Here is a 24673-nt window from a genome sequence, read left to right as displayed (position 1 = left end):
GTCGCGCTGGTCGGCGTGAGTGTCGTGACCGTGCTGCCGGCGTACCTGGCGGCCGAGTGGGACGTGCCCGGGTCGGAGGCGAGCGTGCTGGCCGGACTGGTGTCGGCGGCCAGTGTGGTGGGCAGCCTGGTGGCAGGAGTGGCGCTGGCCGCCGGGGTCCGGCCGAGCCGGCTGATCACGGCGGCGCTGCTCATGGTCCCGTCGACGGCCGGTGTCTTCCTGGAGACGCCGGTGGCGATGGCGGCCGTCTGCGCGGCCGCCGTGCTGGCGGTCAACGGGCTGGCCGTCTCGGCGGTGTTCGCGGCCCTTCCTGCGGTGGCCGGGGATCGCATCTCCTGGGGCGTAGGGGCTGTGACGCAGCTGGGCAGCCTCGGCACGCTGCTCGGGGCGCCGGCGTACCTGTGGGTCGTCGAGATCGGTGGCTGGAGCGCGGCGGTCGTGTTGACGGCGGCGATCGTGGTCGCCGGGGTCTGCTGCGCCACAGCGGCCCTCAGCGGCCGGCTCGCACGTCGTGACCGGCCTGCCCGGTCGTGAAGGTCCGCCCGCGGCGGGCAGGCCGGAGCCCCCGGCCCGTTGCCGGGAACCGAGATCCGGAAGACCGGAAGCCGGAGGCATGGAGGACCAGGGCCGAGGGGCGGGAGCACCGGAAAGCGCCGGTCGGGGCCGGGCGTGCGTTTCCGGTGGGTCAGCGGCCGGGTGATGCCGCGCTTCGCAGGTACGCCGCCACGTGCTGCTTGCCGCCGTGTTCGGCCCAGCCGAGCGGGGTCGCGTCGTGTTCGGTGTCCCTGATCGTGAGGTCGGCCCCGAGTTCGACGAGCACCGTGGCGGTTTCCACGTCGTCGTTCCAGGCCGCCGCGTGCAGCGGGGTGGCGCGACGCAGGTGGTTCACGTCGAAGCCGAGGTCCGCCAGCAGGCGTACCGCCGCGGGTTTGCGCTGCTCGGCCGCCCGGTTGATCAGGTCGGGGGTGCGGGCAAGCGCCTGGGTCAGCGCTTCCCGGCCGCACGCCGCCACCGCGTCCCCGTCGGCGCGCATGCAGGCGACGGTGAAGGCGTCCGTACGGTCGAGTTCGGTCGAGGCGCCCGCCGCGGCGAGGAGCTGCGCGACCTCGGTGTGCCCGCTCAGCACGGCCAGCGCGTACGGCGTACGCCCCCCGAACGCCGGATGCCCGCCGAGCCCGTCCACCTCGGCGCCATGCGCCAGCAGCAGCCGGGCCCGCCGGGGGCCGCCCCGCAGCGCGGCGGTGGCGAGTTCGTCGCGCATGAGCTGCCCCGGCGACGGCAGCGTCGGCCCCAGCCGTACGCCCCAGGGCCCGCCGTCCCCGCACCCCAGGCCGAACTCCAGCAACAGCTCCAGGTGGGCGGTGTCGTCGGTGAAGGAGCCGGCGAGCCCGCGGTTGTAGAGGGTCTGGCCGTCGTTGGGGTCGGCTCCCGCCTCCAGGAGCACTCTGGCCAGTTCGCGACCGCTCGGGTGCGGCGGCTGGTCGCCCTCCCCGCCGCCGAACGCGCCGGTGAGCGCGGTGAACGGGGTGGTCAGCCCGTCCCACAGGAATCCGGCGTTCGGGTCGGCGCCGTGGTCGAGGAGGAGCCTGGCCGCCTCCACGGGCCGGCCGGGCGGATCAAGGCGCGCGTAGGCGAGGTACAGCAGCGGCTCCCACCCGAAAGGGCCTCCCTGCGCGCGGGCGAGCCCGGGGTCCGCGGCCAGCGCGCCGGCCAGGGCGCGGGCGGAGCCGGTGGCGGCCATGGTGAAGACGTTCGCGGTGGACAGACCGGGGTCCCGGGCGAGCAGCGGGCCGGCCTCGCCCCGGTCGTTCGGGCCGTACGTGAGGCAGGCGGTCCGCAGGAACTCCTCCGGCGGGTCTTCGCGCGGCGCGACCCGGTGCGGCGAGCGGGTGTAGCGCTCGACGGTGCCGATGTGCTCCTTCAGCCTGGGCCAGCTGGGGAAGCCGTACATGCGGGCGGTGACGAGCTGCGCGTCGGACAGCCGCGGGGTCCGCGGCGGGCGGGGATGGAACTCCGCGACGAGCCCGCGCGCCTCGGGTACACCCGCCCTGACCTGCTGGAGGAGGGTCTTGGCCTGCTTGCGGAGCCGGTCGATGCGAGGGTGGTCGGGCAGGCGGTGGATGGGCACGATGGCCTCCTTTCCGTCTGGCCTGATGTCCGCATGGTCAGGCCGGAAAAGAGGTCGGGCCGGGAAGCACGGTGACCGTCAGGTGGGCTTGGCCCTTTCCGCGGACCGGTGGCGTCCTGAGCGCGCACCGTCCATCGTACTTCCAGCGGGGATCGACGGCCCGCCACGCGGCATAGTCGGCTACCGCCTTCGAGGTGCACTAGGCATGCGCTGTCCCGGCGGCGGTACGCAGTTCGGCCAGGTACCCGGCCCACGCCGGCGGTCCGGCCTGCGCCATGGCCGTCAGCACCTCGGCGGGCACGGCGGCGGCGAAGACGTCGTACATCTCCTGTGAGACGCCGTCGAGCAGCATGCCGAACATGACCGGCACCCGCTCCGGCGGCACCTCGGCCAGCCCCATGCCGCCTACCTCGGCCCATTCGCCGGCGGTCAGGTGCCGGTCGATGAGCGCCAGGGCCTCGGCCTCTTCGAGGGCGAGGTGTTCGCGGAGCGGGGGTATCAGCGCGTCGAGGGCGTTGAGGGCGTCATCGCGCCGCTCCTCGCCGGGACGGGCCGCGAGGGCGGCGAGCGACTCCTCCGTGTCGCGCAGCCTCCGGTCGACGGCCTCGTGCTGCGCCGTCATGGTCGCGGTCAGGGCGCGCGTCCCGTCCGGGTCGCGCGCGGTGAGCTTGGGCCAGACCAGGGCGTCCTCGCTACCGTGGTGGGCGTGCAGCAGCTCGATGAGGAAGGTGCCGTGGTCGGTGACGCGGCGTACGGACGTGGTCCTGTCCACCGGTACGGCGGCGAGCAGGGCCCGCAGCCGGTCGAACTCGCGCCGGTACATGTCGTGCACGGCGACCATGTCGCGGCTGTCAGCCGGGGGCGGCAGCGGGATGGCGCGGAACGCGCCGCCGGGATCGTAGTGGTCCTTGGCGCGCAGCAGCCGGGCCGCGTTCGCGCCGTAGGCGTGCTCGGCCTGGGCGGGGTCGTCGTCGCCGAGCAGGTTGGCGTAGGTGCCGGGCAGGGCGTGCGGCGCGAGCGAGTCGGACAGCCCGCGCACCCAGGCGCGGTGCGCGTCGGCGGCCGGGTCGCCGGGCTCCCAGACGGCGATGTTCTCCACCACCAGATGAGGGCTGCGCATGCCGTACGCGGTGGCTCCGGCGGGAACGCGGGCCGCCGCGCCGTGCAGGGCGTGCAGTGACACCGCCGAGTACGGCGACCGCGCCGCCGCGACGCCCTCGACGAGGAGGTCGGCCGCTTCGGGCGTCAGCTCGGCGAGCGTACGCGGCCGCAGCTCGACGTGCCGGCCGGACGGGAACATCGCGTCGATGCCGGCCATCAGCTCGCTCTGCTCGGCCGGCCCGAACTGCTGGAACACCGGCGTGCCGAGAGCGGCGAACCGCGCGAGGACCGCCTCACCCTCGGACGGATCGCCGCACCAGGTCGGCGCCACGAACATCACCCGCTTCCCCGTGGGCGCGGTGATCAGGCCGCTCTGCACGGTGAGCTCGCCGGGGCAATCGAGCGCCAGCCGCGCGGCCGTGGCCAGCCCCCGCGGGGCCGCGTCGAGCGGGTAGAGCATCATTCCCGACAGCAGTCCCGGCACCCGGTGCAGCCGCACCCGCAGGCCGGTGACCACCCCGAAGTTGCCGCCACCACCCCGAAGGGACCAGAACAGCTCCGGCTCGTGGTCCGGAGAGGCGGTGACCGTCGTGCCGTCGGCGAGCACGACGTCCGCGGAGAGCAGGTTGTCGGCGGCCAGGCCGAGCGCCCCGCTGAGCGGGCCGTAGCCGCCGCCGAGCACGAGACCGGCGAACCCGACCGTCCCCGCGGTGCCGGCCGCGACGACCAGGCCGTGTTTCCCGGCCGCTCGGGCCACGTCGAGGGACGACGCTCCGCCGCCCACCTCGGCCACGTCCGTACGCGGATCGACCGTGACGTCACGGAGCCCGCACAGGTCCACGACCACACCGCCGTCCGCGAGCGCGGCGCCGCTCCAGCCGTGGCCGCCGCCACGGACCGACAGGGGTACGCCCAGGTCGCGCGCGACTTGTACGGCGGCCGCCACCTCAGGGGTGGTGTGGCAGGTGACGACGGCGGCGGGCCGGCGATCGACCGCGCCGTTCCACAGACGGCACGCGCCGTCGTAACCAGGTCCGCTCGTGTGCACACTTCCGGAAGGCAGTGCGCCCTCCAGCAGCCTGGCGATGGATTGCACGGATTGCACGGATTGCGTGGACATGGACTGTTCCTTTGGGTTCGGTGACGCTGCTTCGAGGCCGGGATGGCCTACGCCGGCACGGTCGCGAGGTGCGCCGGGGAGCGCCCTGGGCGTGTGAGCGGCTGCGGGACGGTCGCTCGCGTCAACCGCGGTCGGTGCCGCTGCCCTGATAGGAGCCGAGACCGTCGATGAGGTCGGCGAGGGCCGGGTCTCCGGAGAAACGCTCGGCGTGCATCTGGGCGATCTTGTCGCCGATGGCGGGGTCGTCGTCGTCCGTGAGGTCCATCGAGACCATGTTGTCCACGAGCGGCAGGCCGATCTCGTCGACCTTCCGGTGCAGGGGCGCGTGCAGGTAGGTGCGGTAGGCGTCCAGGTCCTTGAGCGCGTACATCGCGCCGTAGTGGAACTCCCCGCCCACATCCCGTCCTACGGCCCAGAACTCGACGACGTCCAGCTCGCGGCCGAGCCGGCGGAGTGTTTCCAACCCCCGCTCGACCTCGGCCTCGGGAGCGTCCTTCCGGATCGACATCCGGATCTGGTGGTAGATCATGCTGTTCCTCTCGTAATAGACGCGACAGATTGTCGCTTTAGCAAGCTAACAGCGGGCCCCACCAATTGCAACAAACTGATGCGTTTGGTAGCTTTCATGCATGCCCGACAAGCCCGCGGACCAGGCCGAACGGCTTCAGGCCGATGCGGCGACCAAGCGGCCCGGGGGGCGCACCGCCCGCACCGCGCAGGCGGTCTTCGACGCCACGATCGCCGAGCTCGGCGAGGTCGGCTACGCCACGCTGCGCATCGAGACGGTCGCCGAGCGGGCCGGGGTCAACCGGGCGACGATCTACCGGCGCTGGGGCGACAAGCCGAGCCTCGTCGCCGCCGCCTTCGCGGCCCGGCAGGTCGAGGTCTCGCCTCCCGCCGACACCGGCGACCTGTCCGAGGACCTGCTCGCCTTCCTGCGCGAGGTCCGCCGCGGCTTCGACAGCCCGTGGATCACCGCCCTGATCAGGGAGACCGGCCCCCGAACGACCGACAACGACGGGCTACGCCAGGTCCTCGACAAGATCTGGCCCGCCCGCTTCCGCCTGTCGCGGGAGATCTTCGTACGGGCGGTGGAGCGCGGCGACCTCCCCGCCGGCGCCGATCCGGACTTCCTCGTCCAGGCCGCCGCCGGCCCGCTGTACTTCCGCTGGCTCATGCTCGGCCAGCCCCTCACCGACGACTTCCTGCGGCACACCGCCGCCCTGGTCATCGCGGGCGCGCGACGATCCTGAGCCGAACCGCCGCCTCACGCAGGATCGTGGAAGGCGACCTCGGGGTTGGCGGCGGACGGGCCGTCGAGCAGCGGCTGGTGTTTCCCGCGCAGGTGCCGGTCGAAGAAGGCGCCCGCGTACGCCGTGGTGATCTCGCCGGAACGCTCGCCCGGCAGCGGCACGGAGGGGTCGGTCATGCCGACCTGGCCACCCAGGATCGGCATGTCGATGAAGGTGAAGTGGCCGGAACCCGCCACGGTCAGCCAGCGTTTCCAGCCGTCCAGGCGCCGCCAGTCGCGCGGCCAGCTCGTGTCGTCGCCGCCGGGCGCGTGCTGGGCCTCGGTGCCGAGCATGAGGAACGGCCGTCCGCCCAGCCCGGACTTCGGCACCGGCGCGAAGAACGTGCCGTCCATGTTCACCCCGGCGCGCACCCGCCGGTCCCGGGCCATGACGCTCGCCGCCGCGTTGCCGCCGAGCGAGTGACCGCCGGCGCCGATCCGCCGCGGGTCGATCGATCGTTTCCATGCGCCGCGGGTCAGCCGGTCGATGACGAAGGAGAGGTCCGCCGCCCGGCCGGCGGCGGCCCTGGCGAGCAGCCTCTTGCTCGCCGCGTCGGAGGGGGCGCTCTCCACCTTCTCGCACGCGACGCAGGTCAGCAGGCGCCCGCCCGGGAAGGCGGTGCCGTACGACTCGTAGGCGTGGTCCACGACCGCGACGACGTACCCCTTGGAGGCGAGCTCCTCGGCCAGCGTGGTCAGGGTGGCGCGGTTGAGCGTGAACCCCGGGGAGAGCACCACCAGGGGATGGCGGCCGCCGGCGGGACGGGCGCCGGCGCGGGCGTTCGTACGGACGCCGGCGAGCTGCCCGGCCTCGAAGCGGGTGTCGAGCTTCAGGCCCTTGAGCAGCAGCCGGGCCTCGCCGGCCCTCATGTACGGGGCGACGCTCCCGCCGCCACGGGCAGGGTAGTACACCGACACCATCAGCTCCCGCGCGCCCGCCCGGGGCTTCCACGGGTCGCGGCGCCCGCGGTCGACGAGGTGCAGGACGTCCCGGCCGACCTTGTGGTGACCGGTGGGGGCGGGGATCGCGATGCGCGCCTGCGCGGAGGCCACCGCGGCAGGCGGGGGCGCCGCCGTCGGCAGGGCCAGGGTGAGCAGGGCGGCCGCGGCGACGCGGGTGAGACTGTTCATGCGGGGCAGCGTAGGAAGGACGCCGCCGCGCCCGACATGCCCGAAAGACCAGCGTGCCCCCTGACTTTCGTCAGGGGTGGCGCACACGGTCAGCTCACCAGCGCCTGCGTCGACGAGTCCTTCAGCCGGGCGTTCGCCCAGCGCATCTGCCTCAGGGTCTCCGGATGGCAGCGCTGGGCGAGCGCCAGCAGATCCTTGCGCCGCGCCCCCTGGGCGGCCTGAGCGAGCAGCTCCCAGTCGAGGGAGACCCCCGAGGCGACGAGGTAGAGGTGCCGGAAGTCGGCGAGCAGCAGCAGCGAGAGCTCGGGCGCGCGGCCCAGCCACTCGGCGGCCTTCTCGCGCACGGTCCGCATGAGCGTGGTGTCGCTCGCCGGCGAGGGATCCAGGTCCAGCCCGTAGTCCTTGCCCGCGCGGGCCAGCTCGCGGATGTGATCGTGGCACCAGCCGACGAGGTCACGCGCGACGTGGTACGTCTCGTGGTCGGCCTTGTGGCGTTCCGACAGGCGCAACAGGACGTGCGCGAGTTCGTTCTCCGAGCGGTGCAGCTCGCGGAGTACGAGGTCGAACTTCATGACGTGCCTCCTGCCGTGATGACGGACTCCTCGGCCTCCGCGTCCGTGCCGCCCCGCGTGCCCGGCACGTCGCCCGGCGCCGTGACCGGTCTGGACGCCGTGGTGGTGGGGGCCTTCGACGGCTCGCCTCGCCCCCGTTCGACCAGCGACACGCGGGCCGCGGCGGTCTTGAAGATCGGCTGTTTGGAGGCGGGATCCCAGTCGGTGAGGGTCAGCTCGTTGGCGGCGCCGCCCTGGCCCTTCTCCGGTTCGTGGCCGCCGGGCTGATCCCAGTAGCCGTAGTGGAACGGCAGGAAGAGCACTCCGTCCCGGATGCCGCTGACCCGCAGGCGGGCGCGTACCTCTCCCCTGACCGTCTCCACCGCGAGCAGGTCGCCCTCGGCGAATCCGCACCGCCGCGCGTCGGCCTCGGACATCTCCACCCACGACTCCGGAGCCGCCCGCTGGAGCTGCGGCGCCTTCGCGGTCTTGGTCCTGGTGTGGAAGTGGTACAGGGTGCGGCCGGTGGTGAGCCAGAAGGGGTACGCCTCGCCGGGCGGCTCGTGCGGCTCGACGTACGCGGCCGCCTTGATGATGGCCTTGCCCGACGGGTTGAGCGCGCGATACTCGGTCGGGGAGACGGGCGCGCCGGTGACGAGGTCGCGCCCGTAGCTCTCGCACTGGTCGGGGGCGCTCCAGAACCGACCGCCGGCGTAGAGCCGCTCGCCGCCGCCGGGATGCTCGTCGTCGCACGGCCACTGGATGCCGCCGCTGCCGCGCAGCCGGGCGTAGGACAGGCCGGTGTAGTCGCACGGCCGGCCTCGGCTGCACTCCTTCCACGCCTCGAACGCGCCCTCGGCGTCGTTCCACTTCACCAGCGGCGCCCCGTCCTTGTCCGTGAGGCCGAGCCGCCGGGCGTAGTCGAGGAAGATGTCGAGGTCGGGGCGGGCCTCGCCGGGCGGGTCCACGGCCCGCTCCGACAGGTGGACGGTACGGTCGACGTTCGTGAACGTGCCGGTCTTCTCACCCCACGTCGCCGCCGGCAGGACCACGTCGGCCAGCTGGGCGGTCTCGGACAGGAAGATGTCCTGCACGACCAGGAAGAGCCGGTCCTGGGAGAGGATCGAGCGGACGCGGTGCAGCTCGGGCAGCGACACCGCCGGGTTCGTGCCGATGACGTGGAGGAACCGGATGGAGCCTTCCTCGACGTACCGGAGCATCTGCATGGCGTGGGTGGGCGGCGCGTAGTGCGGGATGTCCAGCGGGTCGACGTTCCAGATGCGGGCGAGGTCCGCGACGTGCGCGTCGTTCGACCAGTTGCGGAAGCCGGGCAGGTCGCCGTCGGCTCCGCACTCGCGCGTGTTCTGGGCGGTCGGCTGCCCGTTCATCTGCAGCACGCCGCAGCCGGGCCGGCCGAGCATGCCGCGTACGAGATGCACGTTGTTGACCTGAACGGACGCGGCCGTCGCCTGATGCGCCTGGTAGAAGCCCTGCAGCACGGTGGAGAGCAGCCGCCGCGCCGTGCCGATCAGCCGGGCGGCCTCGCGGAGCCGCTCCTCGGGGATGTCGCAGATGCGCGCCACCCGGTCGGGCGGGTACTGCTCGACCCGCTCGCGCAGTTCGTCGAACCCGACCACGTGGTCCTCGATGTACCGCCCGTCGATCCAGCCGTGGGCGAGGATCTCGTGCAGGATGCCGTTCATGAGGGCGACGTTCGTGCCGGGGCGGTTGGCCAGGTGCACGGTGGCCGCCTCCGCGACCGGCGTCCTGCGCGGATCGACGCAGATGACGGCGGGCGGGTTCGGCCCCGCGAGCCGGTCGAGGATCCTGGTCCAGAGCACGGTCTGGGTCTCGGCCATGTTGTGGCCGTACAACGCGATGACGTCGGCGTGGTCGACGTCGGTGTAGGAGCCGGGCTGTCCGTCGGAGCCGAACGACTCCTTGAGCGCCGCCGCGGCCGTCGCCGTGCACAGACGGGTGTTGCCGTCGACGTGGTTGGTGCCGAGCCCGCCGTGCGCGAGGAGCGCGAGGGTGTAGTACTCCTCCAGGAACAACTGGCCGGTGGTGTAGAAGCCGAGCGCGCTGGGCCCCTGCTCGTCGAGCAGTTCCCTGGTACGCCGGACGACCCGGTCCATCGCCGTGTCCCAGTCGGCCTCGACGAGCCGCCCGCCGTCACGGACCAAGGGGCGGACGAGCCGGTCGGGGGCGTTGCCGGCCTGCCAGCCGTACAGGTCCTTGGGGCCCAGCCGGCCGTGGTTGACGCGGTCCCCGGCGCGCCCGCGCACCCCCACGATGCGCCCGCCCTTCACCGCGATGTCCAGGCCGTCGCCGTTGCTGTGCAGGATGGACGCGCTCTGCACCCAGCGGTCGACGTCCTCCGCGCGGACGCCGTCCTCCAGGAACTCGTCCACCCTGACCGGCCACGGCTCCCCCGGCCCGTACGGCGTACGTGTCCCCCACGGCTCTGCGATCCTGTCCACTCTCGGCATGCCTCTCCCCGGACGACGGCGAGCATCCCCGGCGCTTCCGCACGGGTGCTCCTGATCAAGCCGCACCCCTACCCCGCCAAGGCGCGGCATACCGCCGGAGCAGCCGGATCCACCCTGACCGGCGTCACCGCGCCGCATCCGCGCCGCCCGGCCCCGGGTCGCCACGTCCGCACCCAGGTCGCGCCGCCGCGCGCGCAACGAGCCGCTCGGGTCAGCCGAGCCGGGTGAGCGCCCGCTCGACGTCGGGGTGGTTCAGCTCGACGAGGATGTCGCAGGCCTCCTGCCAGGCGCGCACGCTCTCGCCGGGCTCGCCGATGGCCTTGTAGGCGTCGCCGAGTAGGAGCAGCGTCTCCGCCTTGCCGTACCGGTCGCCGACATGGCCCAGCAGTTCGAGGGCCCGGGTGAAACAGGCGACGGCCTGCTGGTGCGAGCCGAGCCGGTGGTGGGCGAATCCCAGGCTGTCCCAGGTGGCCGCCTGGCCGCGACGGTCGCTCGACTCCTCGTGCATCCACAGCGCCTCACCGCAGTATTTGAGGCTCTTGGCGTAGTCGCCCAGCAGGCCGTGGAGCCAGCCGATGGCGTTGAGCGCCCGAGCCTGCCAGGCCCGCAGGCCGGCCTCGGTGTAGAGCTGCAACGCTCGTTCCGCGTGGACGATCGCCTCCGCGTACCTGCCCTGCCGTTCGAGCACGCCGGACAGGTTGCCGTGGACGTGTGCCCGGTTGCGGAGATCGTCGAGGGCTTCGTACAGGTCGAGGGCCGAGCGCAGGTGGGCGTGGGCGTCGTCGTGGCGGTCCAGGCGGCGCAGGGCCCAGCCGAGGCGGCGGTGGGAGTGCGCCTGCCCCGCCCGGTCGCCGAGGCGGCGGGCCGCTTCGAGGCCGATCGTCTGCACGGTGACCTGGTCGCGCAGGTGCGAGTGCAGGTCGAGGTAGTCGTACAGTGCCATGGCCAGCCGCCACGCCCGCGCGTCCAGACCCGACCGCGCCGCGTCCTCGACGGCCGCGAGCAGCGCCGCGTGCTCCGCGCCGAACCACGCCAGCGCCTCCGACAGATCGCGGTGTCGCTCGGTGTGGACGCCGGGCGGCGGCCCGTCAGGGGCGATGTCCTGGTGCGGGTCGAGCAGCTCGGCGGCCTGCTCCGCGGTGTGGACGTAGTGGTCGTGGAGGCGGCTGCGGGCGGCCGTCCGCTCCTCGGGCGGGTCGTGGAGATCGCCCAACTCTCCCGCGTAGGCGCGCATCAGGTCGTGGAAGGCGTACGTGCCGGGGGCGTCCTCGGTGACGAGGTGCGCGCCCGCCAGCCGCTCCAGCAGCGTACGGGCCGCGCGTACGGGGACGCCGGCCAGGCTCGCGGCGGCCGCCACGCCGATGCGCGGCCCGCGATGCGTCGCCAGCATGCGGAACATGCGCGCCACGTCGTCGTCGAGAATCCGGTACGACCACGAGAACACGGCCCTGACCCGGGTCGCCGCGTCCCCCGCGTCGAGCGCGTCCAGCACGCCAGGCGCCTCGCGCAGTTCCTCGGCGATGGCTGCCAGGGGCACGCCGGGCCGCACGGCCACGCGGGCAGCGATGATCGCCAGCGCCAGCGGCAGCCGGCCGCAGCCCGCGATGAGCTCGTCCACCGTGTCCTGCTCGGCGGCGACCCTCTCGTCCCCGAGCTGGCGGGCCAGCAGCTGCCTGGCCTCGCCGCTCGTCGGCAGGCCCAGCGGCAGCGCGAGGGCGCCCTCCTTCGCGACCAGCGCGGGCAGCCGGTCGCGGCTGGTCACCACCACGACGCAGCCGGGAGAGCCCGGCAGCAGCGGGCGTACCTGGCCGGCGTCGCGGGCGTTGTCCAGGACGATCAGCATCCGGCGCCCGGCCAGCACACTCCGGTAGAGCGCTGTCTGCGCGTCCAGGCCGGACGGCACGCTCTGTGGCGGCACCCCGAGCGCGGACAGGAACCCGCGCACCGCCTCCTCCGGCGCCACCATCGGCCCGCCGGGATCGAAACCGCGCAGGTTCACGTGGAGGTGGCCGTCGGGGAACCGTTCGCGGACGCGGTGCGCCCAGTGTGTCACCAGCGTGGTCTTGCCGACGCCCCCGCTGCCCGACACGACGGCCATCGCCACCGCCGTCGGCTGGAGCGCGGCGTGCTCCAGCAGGGCGTCGAGCCTGGACAGCTCGCCGCCCCTGCCGACGAAGCCGAAGGCGTCCATGGGGAGCTGGAACGCGGCGACGGGCGGAGACGACGGCTCCGGCGAGGGCTCCGGCCCCGGCACCGGCCCCGGCACCGGTGGCGGGGCCGGCTCGGCGGCTCGCAGGACGCGCTCGTACAGGTTCCGCAGCTCCGTGCCGGGATCGAGACCCAGCTCCTCGCGGAGTCTCTCGCGCGCCCGGTGGTAGACCTCGAGCGCGTCGGCGGCGCGACCGGCGGCGGCACTGGCCCGCATCAGCGACGCCACCAGCGACTCGCGCAGCGGATGGCGCTCGACCAGGGCGGTCAGCTCGGCGATGACCTCGTGGTGGCGGCGGGCGGCCAGTTCGAGCTTCGCCCACTCCTCCCAGGCCGCCAGCCGTTTCTCCTGAAGGGTGCGGACGTCGCCGGCGAGGGCCGGGCAGTCGACGCCGCTCAGCGGCTCGCCCCGCCACAGGGCGAGCGCCTTGCGCAGCACTGTGGCCGCGTGCTCGGGTTCGGCCTCGCGCGCCGCCGCGACGAGCCGCTCGAACTCGGTCGCGTCCAGCTCACCGGCGCCGGGGCGCAGCACGTAGCCGCCGCGTACGGTGGTGATGACGGCGCTGTCCGCGCCGGCGTCGGCGAGGGCCAGCCGCAGCCTCGACACCAGGTCCTGGATCTGGCGGCGGGCCGAGGCGGGCGGCTTCTCCCACACGATGTCCACGAGGCGGTCGACGGTCACCGCGTGGCCGGCGTTCAGCAGGAGGGCCGCGAGCGCCCTTTCCTGGCGGGGTCCGTGCAGCGGGATCCTCCGCCCGCGGGCGCGTACGTCCAGCGGCCCGAGCACACCGAACCAGAGATCAGCCACCAGGTCGCCACCCCGAGACAAGTTCACACTACGCGAACTTCTCATGCTAGCGACCGGCACGCACACTCAGTCAGGCTTTTGGGTCATACCGGTGGCGCCAGCCGGCCCGCACCTGCTTCCGTGCCGGTCAGCAGCGCGACACTCCCGGGTACGGATCGACCGAGGTGTACACGTTGGCCGCCGCCACGTATCCCCAGGCACCCGTCTGGTCGCCGTACGTGTGGTACCAGACGTTGTTGCCGCCGCCGTGCTGCTGGCCTGTCACGTAACACTTGAAGTAGCTGTGCGTCGTGAGCAGGCGGTCGACGACCCGCTCCGGGTTGCCGTTGGGCCGGCTGTAGCGCGGCGCGGCGTAGATCGCGGCGGGGGCGTTGTCGCAGTACAGGTTCCCGCTGCTCGCGTAGCAGCTCGCCGCCGCCGTTCCCGCCGCCGCGGGGGTCGCCGCGGTCGCCATGGCGGCGCACACCGCCAGCGACCCCACCACGGCCAGGCCGATCCTCTTGCGCTCACCCATCGTGCGCCTCCGTGAACAGTTCCTCGTGGGGGCTCAGTCTCGCCGCCGCTCGGACGGGCGAGCCAGGACAACGATCGGGCATTTGCCGGACATATCGGACACGCTAGGGACCACCGCTGCTTGGTGACCATGACGGGAAGCCCCGGCCCCTGCTTCCGCCACCACCACCGCGCCACGGGGGGTGGCGGCACCCCCCGGGTCGGGTCAGCCCAGAGGTACGAGCCGGTTCGCGACACGGCGCCCCAGCAGGGCCAGCAGCAGCGCCGTGACCACGGCCAGGACGATCAGGCCCACGCGGTCGAAGGTGGTCGTGGCCATGACGGCGGAGCCGAACAGCGTGTGGCCCACCAGCGCGCCACCGGCCAGCCAGATGCGGTGCGCGTCCGTCCAGCCGGAGGCGGACCAGCGGTGGAGCAGCAGGCCGGCGACGACGGCGAGGGCGGCGGCCAGGGCCATCGGCCCGAGCGCCCACCAGCCCCTTCCGCCGGCGGGCGGCGGGATGATCGGGATCAGCAGGCCGAGGAAGACTACGGTGGCGAACGCGCCCATCAGACCGACGACGACGGGCTTCGGCGCCCTCGTGCCGGCCGGGGGCGGCGGCGTACGTCCGGGCAGCACCTTCAGGGCGATCACGGAGAGCACCACGCACGCCAGGGCGAAAGCGGCCAGCGCCGGCAGCGGCGCCTGGTAACCCGGGTCCACGGTCGGCGGGATGAACAGCCGCAACATGGCCACGCCGAGCACCGCGACGGCGCCGACGCCGATCAGCCCGCCCCTGCGCAGGTAGGGGCGGTCACGGTGGGCCGGATGGATGAGGTCCGTGAGCATGATCGGGATCATCACGCTGAACACGGCGTGGTAGCCGATCTGCGACTCCCAGTAGGCCGTGTTGAGGCCCAGCACGCGAGGCCCCCACTCGGCGGCTTGGTAGAGAGTGGGACTGGTCAGCGCCTGGAGCCCGATGCCGTCCTCGGCCAGTTCGTACACCAGGGCCAGCACGAGCAGGCTCGGCCAGCCGCCCCCGGCGCGCCGCACCGCCTCCCTGATCAGCAGCACGCCCGCGCCGTACATCGGCACCAGCAGCGGCAGCACCCAGATCATGCTGAGCGGAAGCGCGCCGAACGTCATCTCCGCGCATATCGGCGCCAGCGCGACCAGCGTCCACGCGGCTCTCTTGCGTCCCTTCACCGGTGACCCGGTCATGGCATGACTCCCGCCCTGTTGATTACTTGAATAGGTAAAAAGTAACTCAGGCGAGTAAAATCTGCAAGTAGCCGGCCCAAGAGCGGCCGGCCGGCCTTCGGCGACCCAGGTTCGGCACGTGCCGGCGATCAGGGTGTACGAGCGGCTCGGCTGGGAGCGCCCGACCGGCCCCGAGGCGAAGGGGACGGTGTTCGTGCACCAGCTTCCATAAGCGACTTATATGAGCGGTTGATATAAAGGGCTTATGGATTCCGCTCCCAAGAGTCACCTTGAGCTGGCCGCCGGGCTCGGGCGGGTCAGGACCATGATGCGCCTGATCGATGTCCCCAGAGACCTGTCGATCACCGCGCTCTCCACCCTGGCCAACCTGGAACGCCTCGGCTCGCGCCGGCTCACCGACCTGGCCGCGCTCGAAGGCGTCACCCAGCCCGCCATGACCCAGCTCGTCTCCCGGCTGGAGCGCGAGGCGCTGGCCGAGCGACGCGCCGAACCGGCGGACGGGCGCGTGGTCGTGGTCGCCATCACCGAGCACGGGCGGGCGGAGCTGGCCAGGCGGCGCACCATGCAGGCCAAGCGCCTGGCGGAGCTGCTCGCCGAGCTCTCGGAAGCCGACCGCGCCGCCATCGCCGCGGCCCTTCCCGCGCTCGAACGGCTCACCGCCCGCGCGCTCGACACCGCGCCGCCGTCCCAGGGGGCCGCCGGATGACGCGGGCCAACGCGACGGCGGGCAGCCCGTTCCGCCAGCCCAAGGCCGTGTGGGCGGTGGCGTTCGCGTGCGTCATCTCCTTCATGGGCATCGGGCTCGTCGACCCGATCCTGCCCGCGATCTCCGCCGACCTGAACGCCTCGCCGAGCCAGGTGACGCTGCTGTTCACCAGCTACCTCGTGGTGATGGCGGTCGCCATGCTGGTCACCGGCTGGGTGTCCAGCCGCATCGGCGCCAAGTGGACCCTGATCGCCGGACTCGTGCTGATCGTCGTCTTCAGCGCGCTCGCCGGCAGCTCAGGGAGCATCGGCGGCATCATCGGCTTCCGCGCCGGGTGGGGCCTCGGCAACGCGTTGTTCGTGGCCACCTCGCTCGCCGTCATCGTGGCCGCCGCCAGCGGCGGCTTCTCCGGCGCGATCATCCTGTACGAAGCCGCGCTCGGCCTCGGCATCGCGGTCGGCCCGCTGCTCGGCGGCGCGCTCGGCCACATCAGCTGGCGCGGCCCGTTCTACGGCGTCGCGGTGCTGATGGCGGTCGCCCTGATCGCGACCATCCTGCTGGTACGCCCCCAGCCCAGACCTGCGCGAAAAACCTCGCTCCTCGACCCGATCAAGGCCCTGCGCCACCGCGGCCTGCTGGTCATGAGCCTGACGGCGCTCTGCTACAACTGGGGCTTCTTCACCGTGCTCGGCTACGCCCCCTTCCCGATGGAACTGGACGCCGTCCACCTCGGGCTCGTCTTCACCGGCTGGGGCCTGATGGTCGCGATCTTCTCGGTGGCGGGCGCCCCGTGGCTGCAGCGGAAGCTCGGCCTGGCCCGTACGCTCTACGGCAACCTCGCGCTGTTCGCCCTCGTCGTCTTCGTCATCGCCGCCTTCACCGGCAACCGCCCGGTCCTGGTCACCGCGGTGATCGTCGCCGGTGTGTTCATCGGCGTGAACAACACGCTGACCACCCAGGCCGTGATGATGGTCGCGCCCGTGGAGCGGCCGGTGGCCTCGGCGGCGTACGGGTTCGTGCGCTTCATCGGCGGCGGCCTGGCGCCGTTCGCGGCCGGCAAGCTGGCCGAGCACGTCAACGTGCACGTGCCGTTCGTCATCGGCGGCTGCGCGATCCTGCTCGGCATCGCCGTTCTCGCCACCGGTCACGGCGACCTGGCGCGCGCCGAGCGCAACCAGGCCGAGGCCGACGCCCGAGCGGGCGAACCGGCCGGAGCCACCGCGAGCTGAGGTCGCCGACCTCCAGCGCTCCGGCACGGCTCGCCGCGCCCAGCGCGGGCTCAGTTCATCGAGGCGCGCACGCCGCGGGGCAGGTCACCGCGCCCGTACGCCGAGCAGGGCACGGTAGGCGGGCTTCGGCGCCAGGTTCTCGTCCAGCAGGCACGCCGCCCCCTCGCCGTCGAACCATCCCGGCACCCACGAGTGGCGGTCGGTGAAGCCCCAGACGGTGAACTCCTTGCAGGCCTTGACGCTGAGGCAGTCGGTGAGCGCCCGGCGGTAGTAGTCGGCCTGGGTGGCCAGCTTCTCGGGCGTCACGGGCAGCACCATGCGCACGTCCAGCTCGGTGACCGCGATCTCCAGGCCGAGGTCGGCGAAGCGGCGCATGACGTTCGCCCAGTCGCCCGGGTAGTCGTACTGGATGCCGAGGTGCCCCTGGAAGCCGACGCCGTGGATGGGCACGCCGCGCGCCTGGAGGTCCTTGACGAGGGAGAAAGTGGTCTCGATCTTGGGGGCGTTCCCTTCGAGGTTGTAGTCGTTGATGTACAGCTTGGCGTGCGGGTCGGCGCGGTGGGCCCAGCGGAAGGCGTCGGCGACGTAGCCGGGGCCGAGATGGGTCAGCCAGATGTTCTGCCGCAGGCTGCCGTCCTCCTCCACGACCTCGTTGACCACGTCCCACGCCCTGATCTTGCCCTTGTAGCGGCGGACCTGGGTGATGATGTGGTCGCGCAGGATCCGCTTCAGCTCGCGCGGGGTGATCGAGCCGTCGGCGACGCCTTCGGTCAGCCAGGCCGGGAGCTGGTTGTGCCAGACGAGGGTGTGGCCGCGTACGCGCTGGCGGTTGCGGTGGGCGTTGTGGACCAGGGCGTCCGCGTCGGCCCAGGTGTGCCTGCCGCGTTCCGGCTCGACGGACTCCCACTTCATCGCGTTCTCGGCGGTGACGTGGTTGAACTGGTGGTTGAGCACCTTGCGGTAGTCGGCCTCGCCGCGCAGGGCGGCGATGTCGACGGCGGTGCCGATCCTGATGCCGTGCTGGTGGGCGAGGTCCCGCAGGTCACGCGGCGGGCGCGGACCGGCGTACGCGGGAGCGGGCAGGGCGAGCACGAACGCCAGGGCGATGATGAGGGGCTTCACCGGCGACCTCCGATGCGAAGCGATGCTGGGGGTGACCCGCGAGTCCGAAATTTTCTGATATGTGGCGATAATTTCGCGGGGGTCGCCGGAAACGTAAGCGCTGGGCACGCCCCCGTCAACACCCCGTCCACGTCGCCGGAGAAATGTCGATCTTGTGGTGATACAGGTGAGGCGTGAGGTTACGGCGTTGCTGTCTGTTCTTAACCGAGCACCGATGCTACGGTTTGTCCCCAGCCTGCTACGCGATCAGTCGCGAGGCGGCAACACAGCGTTCCCCCGGCAGGAACACCTGGTTCGACTCGCTCGCCTGGCCGTCACGGCCTTGAGGACCACCGAATGTCAGCACTTGCACGTCCCCCCGCTCCGCGAACCTTCACCCCGCGGCACCACGCCGCCCTCGCGTTACTCGGGGGACTGGTGGTCACGGTGCCCACCTGCCTCTGGGCGATCTCCGCGGCCCCGGCCGGCGCCGCCGGTCTGGTGGCGGCCGTCGGCGGGGTGGCGGCGGCCCTGCTGTCCTGCGCCGCCGCCGCGCTCGCCCACCAGCGGGCCGCGACCGGTGCGCTCCGCGAGCAGGCAGGGCAGGCCGGGCAGCGGATCGCCCTGCTGGAGCGGGAGATCCTGCGGCTGGGCGAGGAGACCCTGCCGGAGCTCGGCGATCAGGTGCGCGAGGGCGTACCCACGGTCGACGCGCTCGCCAGGGTCGCGCAGCCGTCCGACGAGCTGCTCCAGCGGCTGGCCAAAGCGGCGGGCCACGAGCTCGACCTGCTGGCCCGCGAGGCCGCCGCAGCCCGCGCGGCCGGCGCGTCACTGGAGGCCGAGGTCGTCAGGCTGGCCGACGAGGCACTGCCCGAGCTGGTCAAACGCGTACAGACGGGCCACCAGCCGGTGGACGCCGCGCTCCAGGAGATGCGCCAGCCGGTGCACAACCCGCTGCGCGGGCTGCTGAGCGAGACGGCACGGCAGATCGGCGAGGGCGAGCGCAAGGGCACGGCGGCGATGCGCGCCTGCGCCGGCGCCGCCGCGCGCGTCCAGGCCCAGGCGACCAGCCTGCTCGCCCGCCTGCGCGAACTGGAGGAACGCCACGGCGACCAGGAGGACGTCTTCGCCGACCTGCTCGACCTGGACCACCGGGTCTCCCAGCTGGGCCGGCTGGCCGACAACATCGCCCTGCTCAGCGGCGGCCGTTCAGGACGCAGGTGGACCAGGCCCATCACGATGGAGAGCGTCCTGCGCGGCGCCATGGGCCGCATCGGCGCCTACCGGCGCGTCCGGCTCCACTCGACCAGCACGGTCGCGGTCGCCGGGTACGCCGCCGAGGGCGTGATGCACACACTGGCCGAGCTGATGGACAACGCGGCCGCCTTCTCCGCCCACGGCACCGAGGTCCACGTGTACGTCGAGGAAGAGGACAACGGCGTCGTGGTCACCGTCGAGGACAGCGGCCTCGGCATGCGCTCCCGGGAACGGCACCGCGCGGCCAAGCTGGTGTCCGAGCCGGTCGACCTGCGGATGTTGTCGGGCACCAGGCTGGGCCTGGCGGTGGTGGGCCGCCTGGTCGACAAGTACGGGCTGATGGTGAGCTTCCGGCCGTCGGCCAGAGGCGGCACCGGCGTCGTGGTGCTGATCCCGCGCCGCCTGATCACCCAGCCGCGCCCCGATGACGGGCCACCCACCGCGCCTGCCCCTGTGCTCACCGCCGTACCCGCTTCCGGGCCCGCCTCTGTGCCCGCCTCTGGGCCCGCCTCTGGGCCCGCCTCTGGGCCGCCGTCCGCGGCGCCCGAGGAGGACGAGCTCCAGGCGGCGCTGCCCAAGCGGCGCCGCGGCCAGACCCTCGCCGAAGACACCAGGGCCAGCCCCGCCCAGGCCGCCGAGCCCGTACGGGACGGCAGCGACCCGGCCGCCAGGCTCGCCGCGTTCCGCCAGGCCGGCGGGCGCGGGCGCACCCAGGACCCCGACTCCTGACCGGCTTTTCGATTCACAGATAGGAGGCAGGGGCCGACGTGCGGGACGCGCGCCCCCATCTTTCCCGATGAACTCAACGGACGCCTTGACCACCACGGACGCAAGCCTCGACTGGCTGCTGGACAACCTCAGGCAGAAAACTCCCGGCATCGCCCACGTGCTGGTCCTGACCAGGGACGGGCTCAAGCTCTGCCACACCCCGGGGCTCGGCCAGGACCGCGCCGACCAGCTCGCCGCGCTGGCCTCCGGGATCCAGAGCCTGTCCGTGAGCGCGTCGGCCGAGTTCGGCACCGCCGTCGGGTCCGGGCAGGCGATGGTGGAGTTCCCCGGCGGCCTGCTGCTGATCGTGCCGGCGGGCGCGGGCGCCCACCTGGCCGTGGTCGCCGGAGAGGACGCCGACGTCGGCCTGGTCGGCCACAACATGAACGAGCTGGTCGAGCAGATCGGCACCTATCTCAGCGCGGCGCCGCGGCCGGCGGCCGGCGGTACCAGATGAGGCAGCGGCCCGTCGACGACGAGGCGCCCGACCGGCTCTACATGATCACAGGAGGACGGACCCACGCCGACGAGAGCGCCTTCGACACGGTGTCGCTCATCGTCGGCGAGTGCGAGCCCACCCCCGGCATGCAGTCGGAGCACGTGAAGATCCTCCGGCTGACGCGGCGGCCGATGGCTGTGGTGGAACTGTCCGCGCAGCTGCGGCTGCCGGTCAGCGTGGTGAAGATCCTGCTGTGCGACCTGCTGGACACGGGCCGGATCACCGTACGCCATCCGTCCGCGCCGCGCTCAGCCGGCCGCCCGAGTCCTGAGCTGCTGAAGGAGGTGCTGGTTGCCCTCCAGAACATCTGAGCGCGCGCCCCTGCGCGCGGCCGCCGCGGACGCGCTGAAGATCGTGATCGTGGGCGGCTTCGGGGTGGGCAAGACGACCATGGTCGGCGCGGTGAGCGAGATCCGCCCCCTCAGCACCGAGGAGGTCATGACCGAGGCGGGCGTCGGCATCGACGACACCCGCCGGGTGCGCGGCAAGACCACCACCACGGTGGCCTTCGACTTCGGCCGGATCACCCTGACGGAGAGCAAGGTGCTCTACCTGTTCGGGGCGCCCGGCCAGCAGCGCTTCTGGTACGTCTGGGACCGGCTCTTCTCGGGCAGCCTCGGCGCGGTCGTCCTGGTGGACACCCGCAGGCTGCAGGACTCGTGGTATTCCATCGACCGGCTCGAACACCACCGCATGCCGTTCGTCGTGGCGGTCAACCGGTTCACCCGAGGGCCCTGCCTGGACGCCGTACGCGATGCGCTGTCGCTGCCGCCCTCGGTGCCGCTCGTCGACTGCGACGCCCGGCTCCGGCACTCCGGCAAGGACGTGCTCGTCACGCTGCTGCGCCACCTCACCACCTGGTACGCCCCCGCCCAGGAGACCCCCTCATGACGGAGAACGCCGCGCTGTCCGGCTACCCCGACCACGCCGACGCCGTGCCGCTCCACGGGCCCGCACTCGACGAGGATCCGGACGAGCTCTACCAGCGGCTCAGGCGCGAGCACGGCACGGTGGTGCCGGTGCTGCTCGACGACGGCGTACCCGCGTGGTTCGTGATCGGCTACCGCGAACTGCACCACGTCTTCGGCATGCCGCACCTGTTCGGCCGCGACTCCCGGCGCTGGAACGTGTGGGCGCACGTGCCCGCCGACGGGCCACTGATGGCGACCTTCCGCTGGCAGCCGACCGTGCTGTTCGCCGAGGGCGCCGAACGGCAGCGGCGTACGGGGGCGATCGGCGACGCGATGGACGGCGTCGACCGTACGGAGCTGGCCATGCTGGCGGAGCAGGTGTCCGACCGGCTGATCGACGGTTTCGCCGGGGACGGCGAGGCCGACCTGGTCACCCAGTACGCCAGACGGATCCCCGCCCAGGTCATCGCCCGGCTCATGGGGATGCCCGAGGCCGACATGGACGACGTGGTCACCAACGTCAACGTGGTGCTCGACGCCACCAGCGAGACCTTCGCCGCCTACACCTGGCTCCGCGACAGGATGTGCACGCTCATGGCCGCCAAGCGTGAGGTTCCGGGCGACGACATCGCCTCGCGGCTGATCGCCCATCCGGCGGAGCTCAGCGACGAGGAGGCGGATCTGGATCTCGGGGTGATGCTCGTCGTGGCCAACACCCCGACCGCGGGCTGGATCGGCAACACGCTCCGGCTCATGCTGGTCAACGACCGGTTCTCGATCACTTTGCAGGGCGGGCGCAGCAGCGTCGGGCAGGCCATGAACGAGGTGTTGTGGCGCGATCCGCCCCTGCGCACCGCGCCGGGCCGCTGGGCGACCCAGGACTGCGAGCTGGGCGGGCGCCGCATCCGCAAGGGCGACCTGCTGGTGCTCGGCCTGGCCGCCGCCAACGCCGATCCGCGGGTGCAGCCGGCCGACGAGTACGAGCCCGGCGCGAACCGGGCCCACATGTCGTTCGGGCACGGAGAGTACAGCTGCCCGTATCCCGCGCCGGAGCTCGGCGAGGTCATCGCCGAGGCGGCGGTCGAGGTGCTGCTCGACCGGCTGCCCGACGTGGACCTCGCGGTCTCGCCGGACGCGCTGCGGTGGCGGCGGTCGTTGTGGATGCGGAACCTGGAGACGTTGCCGGTGGTCTTCAGCCCCACCGCTCCGCGGCCGGCGTCCTGGGACGCCGGTTAACTCCAGCGGCGCAACATACCGGGCGAAGACCGACTCAATTGGGATATTGACGAAAAATCCTTACATGGTACTCATAGATCGAGTCGGAAAGTTTCAGTACCTCCTCAAGGTTCGTCCGGAGCCCACCCCCTAGGAGGACGCGCATGGCGCGTAACCCGTCCACCGACCCGCCCGCCGACTTACTCGGCCCCGTCCAGGGAGAAGTCTCCTGGTTCTGCTGCGGCACCGCATGGGGACCGTGCAGCAGCACAGGAAAGGGCGCCTGCGGCACCTGCAACTCGGGAAGCCTGCAGCACGCCTGGCCGAACGCCTCCGACGCCTGCTGGGCGATCACCCGCCCCGACAGCTGCGGCGTCAGCCTCTCCCGCAGAACCTGCGGGTTCAGGCACCGCACCACGTCCCTGTGCGGCGGCGCCAGCGTCGTCACCGCGATCGCCGACTGCGGCCCGCAGACCGACCTGTTCTGCGGCGAGCGCAGCTGCTGCGGCTCGACCTGCGCGAACAACCGGCTGATCGACCTCACCCCCGCGGCCTACAGCCGCATCGCCAGCCTCTCCACCGGCCTGCGGCCGTGCGAGATCGCGACCGGATAGGAGGCAGGCGATGAGAAGCAGAAGAGACCTGCTGAAGTCCGCCGTGCTCGGCGGCGGGGCCGGCGTGGTCGCGGCCACCGCGCTCGGCTCCCTCGGCCCGGAGGCCGCCTTCGCCGCCTCCGGCCCCGAGCTCGAACCCGGAGCCCCGGACCCCGACTTCGCCGAGGGCCGGATCCGCTCGATCAAGGACAACACGCTCCTCGTCCTGGGCTCCAACGCGGTGTTCCACCGCATCAGGGTCGTCGACGGCACGAGCCTGTGGAAGCTGGGCCCCGTACCGTTCGACCAGGCCAAGCCCGGCGACGGCCTCTACGCCCGCGGCGTGCGCATGCCGGACGGCGAGCTCGCCGCCGAGTCCGTGTGGCTCAACATCGTCAACATCAAGGGCCACATCACGAACATCAAGGACCAGACCCTCCACCTCGACCACCACGGCAAGGAAGTGCTCTGTCACGTCATTGCCGGGAAGTCCGTCGCGATCCGCTCCGACGCGCCGCCGTCCGCCGACCTGTCGATGCTGAAAGTGAGCCAGCACGTGCAGATCCTCGGCGCCTGGCGGCCCGACACGAACGAAGTCGACATCGCCACCGTCTTCTCCCCCCACTAGGAGCGTCCACATGCACGGGATCGCCGCGTCGCAGCCGTACGTGATCGCCCTCTTCCTGGTCTGGGCGGGCCTGATGAAACTGCTCAGCCGGCGGATGCGGGCGGGGGCCGGGCACACCGCCCTGGCCCGGCTGGTCGGCCCGGCGCGCGCGGTCCCCGCATTCCGGCTCGTGGCGCTCGCAGAACTCGCGGTGGCCGCCGCCCTCCTGCTCCCACCCCTCCTTCCGCTGGAGGCCGCGGCCGCCGCGGCGCTGTGCGCGGGTTTCCTCGCGTACCTGGCCTACTCGCACGTCGCCGCGCCCGCCTCCTCGTGCGGGTGCCTCGGCGCCCACTCCCGTCCCGTGGACCTGCGGGCCTTCGCCCGCGCGGCGTTCCTGCTCGTCGCGAGCCTCCTCGCGCTGCCCGCCGACCCCGGCCCGCCGCTCGTGCCGCTCGCCCTGGCCGAGACCGCCGTGCTGCTGACCCTCTCGGCGGAACTGGACCGCCACTGGCTCGTCCCCTTCCGGCGCCTCCTGGTACGGCTGCGCCGCCCCCTCGCCGCCGCCCCGGCGGGGGACGTACCGCTGGCGGCCTCGCTGCACCTGCTCCACCGCAGTCCCGCGTACTGCTCGGCGTCCGCGCAGCTCACCACGGACGTCCAGGACACCTGGGACGAGGACGGGCTGCGCTTCGTCGTCTACGGGGCACGCGAGCGTACGGCGGTCTTCGCCGTCCCCCTCGCCGGCGAGGATCCCTCGGCCGTCCGGGTGAGCCTGGTCCGCGAGCCGACCCAGGTCTGACGCGGCACCCGGCCATGCAGGCGTTTTCCCCGGGGCAGGTGGTACAGAAGTGATGAATTCCCCCACAATGGGGTGATGGGATTTCCTCCGCAGCCTCCGCAACCGCAGTCCGGCCCGCAAGGACCATGGGACGCACAAGGCCACGGAGCGCAGCAAGGGCAAGGGCCGGGCCCCGGTCAGGAGCGACCGCAGGGTCACGGACAGACCGCCCCCCAGCAGCCCGGCTACGCTCCCCCGAGCGGTCAGGGCGGCTACGGAGGGTCCCATTCCCAGGGCGGATACGCCCCGCCGACGGTCCCCGCCTCGCCGTACGGCCCGCCCGGCTACTCGGGCCCCATCCCGTACGGCTCTCCGCCGGAGCAGCACAACAAGACGCTGATCGTCGGCGCGGTCGCCGCCGTCGCGGTGGTCCTCGTGGCCGGCGGCGGGTACGGCGTGTACGCC

The 24673-nt window shown here is 72.7% G+C and carries 21 protein-coding genes and 2 pseudogenes; 13 read left to right on the top strand and 10 right to left on the bottom strand.

Annotated elements, in window-relative coordinates:
- Positions 1–534 (top strand): annotated as a pseudogene (locus tag GUY59_RS36375) (hypothetical protein); the annotation flags it as partial.
- Positions 535–685: 151 nt separating this feature from the next.
- On the opposite strand, the gene GUY59_RS50985 reads toward GUY59_RS36375, so the two are convergent.
- The 3 genes from GUY59_RS50985 to GUY59_RS36360 all read right to left on the bottom strand — a co-directional run bounded on the left by GUY59_RS50985 (position 686) and on the right by GUY59_RS36360 (position 4878).
- A complete protein-coding gene (locus GUY59_RS50985) occupies positions 686–2128 on the bottom strand; it encodes an ankyrin repeat domain-containing protein (protein WP_138205426.1) in 1443 nt (480 codons plus the stop codon).
- Between the two features lie 199 nt (positions 2129–2327).
- A complete protein-coding gene (locus GUY59_RS36365) occupies positions 2328–4349 on the bottom strand; it encodes an FAD-binding protein (RefSeq protein ID WP_138205424.1) in 2022 nt (673 codons plus the stop codon).
- A 121-nt stretch (positions 4350–4470) separates the two neighbouring features.
- Positions 4471–4878 (bottom strand): Dabb family protein, encoded by a 408-nt coding sequence (locus GUY59_RS36360; RefSeq protein ID WP_138205422.1) that lies wholly within the window; start codon positions 4876–4878, stop codon positions 4471–4473.
- 100 nt (positions 4879–4978) lie between these two features.
- On the opposite strand from GUY59_RS36360, the gene GUY59_RS36355 reads away from it, so the two are divergent.
- Entirely contained in the window at positions 4979–5602 is a 624-nt protein-coding gene (locus GUY59_RS36355) for a TetR/AcrR family transcriptional regulator (RefSeq protein ID WP_138205420.1), read from the top strand.
- A gap of 14 nt (positions 5603–5616) precedes the next feature.
- Here the strand turns inward: GUY59_RS36355 and GUY59_RS36350 are convergent, their stop codons facing one another.
- From GUY59_RS36350 to GUY59_RS36325, 6 genes are all read right to left on the bottom strand, one after another.
- Positions 5617–6771, bottom strand: coding sequence for an alpha/beta hydrolase family protein (locus tag GUY59_RS36350; protein ID WP_138205418.1), 1155 nt, complete (start codon positions 6769–6771; stop codon positions 5617–5619).
- A gap of 89 nt (positions 6772–6860) precedes the next feature.
- Positions 6861–7343, bottom strand: a complete 483-nt coding sequence (locus GUY59_RS36345; protein ID WP_138205416.1) for a hypothetical protein — start codon at positions 7341–7343, stop codon at positions 6861–6863.
- The gene (locus GUY59_RS36340) at positions 7340–9811 is read right to left on the bottom strand and encodes a molybdopterin oxidoreductase family protein (protein WP_138205414.1); all 2472 of its coding nucleotides are present in this window, start codon (positions 9809–9811) and stop codon (positions 7340–7342) included. Before GUY59_RS36340 ends, GUY59_RS36345 begins: the two co-directional genes overlap by 4 nt.
- Positions 9812–10022: 211 nt before the next feature.
- Positions 10023–12827 (bottom strand): AfsR/SARP family transcriptional regulator, encoded by a 2805-nt coding sequence (locus GUY59_RS36335; RefSeq protein ID WP_161714870.1) that lies wholly within the window; start codon positions 12825–12827, stop codon positions 10023–10025.
- A 127-nt stretch (positions 12828–12954) separates the two neighbouring features.
- Positions 12955–13341, bottom strand: coding sequence for a hypothetical protein (locus tag GUY59_RS36330; RefSeq protein ID WP_132339038.1), 387 nt, complete (start codon positions 13339–13341; stop codon positions 12955–12957).
- 204 nt (positions 13342–13545) lie between these two features.
- The gene (locus GUY59_RS36325; protein WP_138205410.1) at positions 13546–14544 is read right to left on the bottom strand and encodes a hypothetical protein; all 999 of its coding nucleotides are present in this window, start codon (positions 14542–14544) and stop codon (positions 13546–13548) included.
- Between the two features lie 244 nt (positions 14545–14788).
- Between GUY59_RS36325 and GUY59_RS36320 the strand changes: the two genes are divergently transcribed.
- Both GUY59_RS36320 and GUY59_RS36315 read left to right on the top strand, forming a co-directional pair.
- Positions 14789–15250, top strand: a complete 462-nt coding sequence (locus tag GUY59_RS36320) for a MarR family winged helix-turn-helix transcriptional regulator (RefSeq protein WP_138205408.1) — start codon at positions 14789–14791, stop codon at positions 15248–15250.
- The gene (locus GUY59_RS36315; RefSeq protein ID WP_138205406.1) at positions 15247–16479 is read left to right on the top strand and encodes an MFS transporter; all 1233 of its coding nucleotides are present in this window, start codon (positions 15247–15249) and stop codon (positions 16477–16479) included. Before GUY59_RS36320 ends, GUY59_RS36315 begins: the two co-directional genes overlap by 4 nt.
- Positions 16480–16563: 84 nt before the next feature.
- Here the strand turns inward: GUY59_RS36315 and GUY59_RS36310 are convergent, their stop codons facing one another.
- A complete protein-coding gene (locus tag GUY59_RS36310) occupies positions 16564–17601 on the bottom strand; it encodes an endo-1,4-beta-xylanase (protein WP_171055533.1) in 1038 nt (345 codons plus the stop codon).
- Between the two features lie 336 nt (positions 17602–17937).
- On the opposite strand from GUY59_RS36310, the gene GUY59_RS47850 reads away from it, so the two are divergent.
- The 9 genes and pseudogenes from GUY59_RS47850 to GUY59_RS36265 form a co-directional block, all read left to right on the top strand.
- A complete protein-coding gene (locus GUY59_RS47850) occupies positions 17938–19566 on the top strand; it encodes a sensor histidine kinase (protein WP_201761755.1) in 1629 nt (542 codons plus the stop codon).
- Positions 19567–19633: 67 nt separating this feature from the next.
- Positions 19634–20062 (top strand): roadblock/LC7 domain-containing protein, encoded by a 429-nt coding sequence (locus GUY59_RS36300; protein ID WP_236667837.1) that lies wholly within the window; start codon positions 19634–19636, stop codon positions 20060–20062.
- Positions 20059–20415, top strand: coding sequence for a DUF742 domain-containing protein (locus GUY59_RS36295; RefSeq protein ID WP_132339027.1), 357 nt, complete (start codon positions 20059–20061; stop codon positions 20413–20415). Before GUY59_RS36300 ends, GUY59_RS36295 begins: the two co-directional genes overlap by 4 nt.
- Positions 20396–20995, top strand: a complete 600-nt coding sequence (locus GUY59_RS36290) for a GTP-binding protein (RefSeq protein ID WP_138205404.1) — start codon at positions 20396–20398, stop codon at positions 20993–20995. The genes GUY59_RS36295 and GUY59_RS36290 overlap by 20 nt, the downstream gene beginning before the upstream one ends.
- Positions 20992–22251, top strand: a complete 1260-nt coding sequence (locus tag GUY59_RS36285) for a cytochrome P450 (RefSeq protein WP_138205402.1) — start codon at positions 20992–20994, stop codon at positions 22249–22251. Before GUY59_RS36290 ends, GUY59_RS36285 begins: the two co-directional genes overlap by 4 nt.
- 143 nt (positions 22252–22394) lie before the next feature.
- The gene (locus GUY59_RS36280; RefSeq protein WP_132339021.1) at positions 22395–22844 is read left to right on the top strand and encodes a hypothetical protein; all 450 of its coding nucleotides are present in this window, start codon (positions 22395–22397) and stop codon (positions 22842–22844) included.
- A gap of 10 nt (positions 22845–22854) precedes the next feature.
- Entirely contained in the window at positions 22855–23451 is a 597-nt protein-coding gene (locus tag GUY59_RS36275; RefSeq protein WP_132339019.1) for a cell wall protein, read from the top strand.
- Between the two features lie 10 nt (positions 23452–23461).
- The gene (locus GUY59_RS50245) at positions 23462–24229 is read left to right on the top strand and encodes a MauE/DoxX family redox-associated membrane protein (RefSeq protein ID WP_138205399.1); all 768 of its coding nucleotides are present in this window, start codon (positions 23462–23464) and stop codon (positions 24227–24229) included.
- 75 nt (positions 24230–24304) lie between these two features.
- A pseudogene (locus GUY59_RS36265) lies at positions 24305–24673 on the top strand (hypothetical protein); the annotation flags it as partial.

It is taken from the genome of Nonomuraea sp. K271 (assembly GCF_009908215.1).
Classification (GTDB): domain Bacteria; phylum Actinomycetota; class Actinomycetes; order Streptosporangiales; family Streptosporangiaceae; genus Nonomuraea; species Nonomuraea longispora.
This window is presented reverse-complemented; position numbering and strand designations above follow the sequence as displayed.